Below are 2,580 nucleotides of genomic sequence, written 5' to 3'. Positions count from 1 at the left end.
GAGCCGGATGCGCTGAGAGGTGCACGTCCGGTTCGGGGAGGAGAAACAGGGAAATAGTTCGACTACGCCCTGTTTCTTACTCCACTGAAGATTCGCGGCAAATGGGTTTATCTGTACCGGGCGGTGGATCGGGCCGGCCAGACGGTGGACTTCACGCTCAGGGCAAAGCGCGACGTGGCTGCGGCAAAAGCCTTTTTCAGCAAGGCAATCCAGCATCAGGGCCAGCCACCGGAGACGATCACGCTCGATGGGTATGCGGCCTCGCACCGGGCCGTGCGGGAGATGATCGCTGACGGTCTGCTGCCCGAGGAAACGAAGGTCCGGTCCTCGAAGTACCTGAACAATCTGATCGAACAGGACCATCGAAACATCAAGTCCAGAACGAACGTGATGCTCGGCTTCAAATGGTTCAGGAGCGCCGCGACCACGATTTCGGGCATCGAGTTGATGCATCGCATTCGCAAGGGGCAGTTCGACTTCTCCGCTTTCAGGCTCAAGGAAACCGCTGCGCCCGCCGTCTGGAATTCTGTCCTGTTCAATCGATAAAGCACCCTTATTTATTGGAGACGTCTCGTTCGTAACCACGGATCACCTGATTGAGTAAGCATAAAAATCCCGAAAGTCCGCTAGCGGAGCCTGCGTCACATGTGGACGCCCGCAGAGGCTCGCGCACAAGGTGTCCATGTTGCTACGGGCAACGTTCATCCAGTTCCACACATGGGTCGGTACTAATTGACTGTGAGCTCAGAACCTCCGCAGGCTCGAAATAGTCGTGAAACCACTCCTCCGACAACAAGCGCAAGATTTACGATGATCTGTCGCAATCAGCTGAGCAGGAAAGACAACAGATCCTGGTTAAGCTGATCCTTGTGTGTGTCCGTTAGTCCGTGCGGCGCTCCGGGATAGACTTTGAGGATGGCGTGAGGCACCAGCTTCTTACTGGCGCGTCCCCCAACATTGACCGGTACGATCTGGTCATCCTCGCCGTGCACGATCAGCGTCGGCTTGTCGAACTTCTTCAGATCCGCCCTGAAATCCGTTTCGGAAAAGGCCTTGACTGAGTCGTAGGTATTCTTGAATCCGCCCGTCATTCCCTGGAGCCACCACGCGTCGATCAGGCCTTGGGAAACCTTGGCACCCGGGCGATTAAAACCGTAGAACGGACCCGACGGAATGTCCTTGAACAGTTGAGCACGATTGGCAATCATGCCGTCGCGAATACCATCGAAGACTTCGATAGGCACGCCACGTGGATTGTCCGGAGTCTTGACCATCAGCGGCGGAACCGCCGAAATCAGGCCGATCTTTGATACACGCGACGTGCCATGACGGCCGATATAGCGGGCGACTTCGCCTCCTCCTGTCGAAAAGCCAACAACCGCAACGTTGCGCAATCCGAGCGTCTCTATAACGGTCGCGAGGTCATCTGCATAGTGATCCATGTCGTTGCCATCCCACGGCTGGCTCGAACGGCCGTGGCCGCGACGATCATGGGTGATGACGCGAAAACCCTGCGACGCGAGGAAAAAGGCCTGGTTCTCCCAGCTATCTGAGCTGAGCGGCCAGCCATGACTCAGCGTGATAGTCGGACCGTCCTGAGGACCCCAGTCCTTGAAGTACAAACTCACTCCGTCTTTTGTGCGGATCACGTCATCCTTATGATTTCTCGCAGCTTGCCGGCTGGATCCGAGGTCCACTTGCTTGCCGGTACCCATAGCCATAGTGCTGGCCATCGTCCCGACGACCCCGCCTATCATCAAATTCCGCCGTTTGGCGTTAAGGGAAAGCTTTCCTGATTCTTTAGTCATGGTCTCTCAATTGCGAAATGGCTATGCTGGGCTTGTTGTCCCGTCAACGGAGCGGAGAGGCGGGCAGCAACGAGAATTCCGATTCGCAATGTGCACATGCCGCCGCCGATCACCGTCAGGGCAAATCGTATGCTCGTCGCGTTGGCGGCAGAAGCCTTGGAGAAGAACTCACAATGTTGCCGAAATTGCGACAATCTATGGAAAATAGTGTTGTTCGGACGACGGCAGGGCGAAACTGGCCGAACGGTCTTCCATGCTCCCTCGGGTCGGCCGTTGCGCTCAACCGCGCGTAGCTTTCAGCGATAACCCCACCAGTGGCGTCATTGAGTCCCTTAGGAACTCGATCGCGCCTTCAATGGCAAGGATGCCGCAACGCGCCTACGGTCTTGTTGCGCCTGCCCACAGCGACGGCGAAGCAACTGGGCCTCGTGCCAGCGGACTGGATCGCACCGCCGGGCTTCGGATCGGATTAGCAGCGCGGACTGCCCTTCAATCTTTTCTCTGCACGGAAAGCCGACGACATTCTGCATACTGGTTTCGGATCGTCGCGCGGCCGGGCCCGGACACGTCGATTTCAATTACATCGTCAACCTGCCAGCCTTGGGCTCCGATTTCCGCCCAGAGCGCGTCAGGCAGTTGCAGCACGCCGTCGCCACTGTTGGAGTTCAGAATTGGTGCTAGTGTCCTGAGTTAGAAGTTCGTTGAATCAATCTTCCGCTCTATCCGAAATGACGAAATGCTGATTAAAAAGCCGCTCGGACTCGCGCAACCC

At 56.8% G+C, this 2,580-nt stretch carries 1 protein-coding gene and 1 pseudogene; one reads left to right on the top strand and one right to left on the bottom strand.

Going from position 1 to position 2,580, the window contains the following annotated elements; translation table 11 throughout:
• Positions 1–93 precede the first annotated feature (93 nt).
• A pseudogene (locus P3T21_RS38260) lies at positions 94–546 on the top strand (IS6 family transposase); the annotation flags it as partial.
• Positions 547–824: 278 nt separating this feature from the next.
• Here the strand turns inward: P3T21_RS38260 and P3T21_RS38255 are convergent.
• Complete coding sequence (locus P3T21_RS38255; protein WP_429261032.1) at positions 825–1,808, bottom strand: alpha/beta fold hydrolase; 984 nt, start codon at positions 1,806–1,808, stop codon at positions 825–827.
• Positions 1,809–2,580: the final 772 nt, after the last annotated feature.

Source organism: Paraburkholderia sp. GAS334, from assembly GCF_050436625.1.
In the GTDB taxonomy this organism is placed as follows: domain Bacteria; phylum Pseudomonadota; class Gammaproteobacteria; order Burkholderiales; family Burkholderiaceae; genus Paraburkholderia.
Note: the sequence above shows the minus strand (reverse complement) of the source record. Positions and strands in the feature narration are given on the sequence as shown.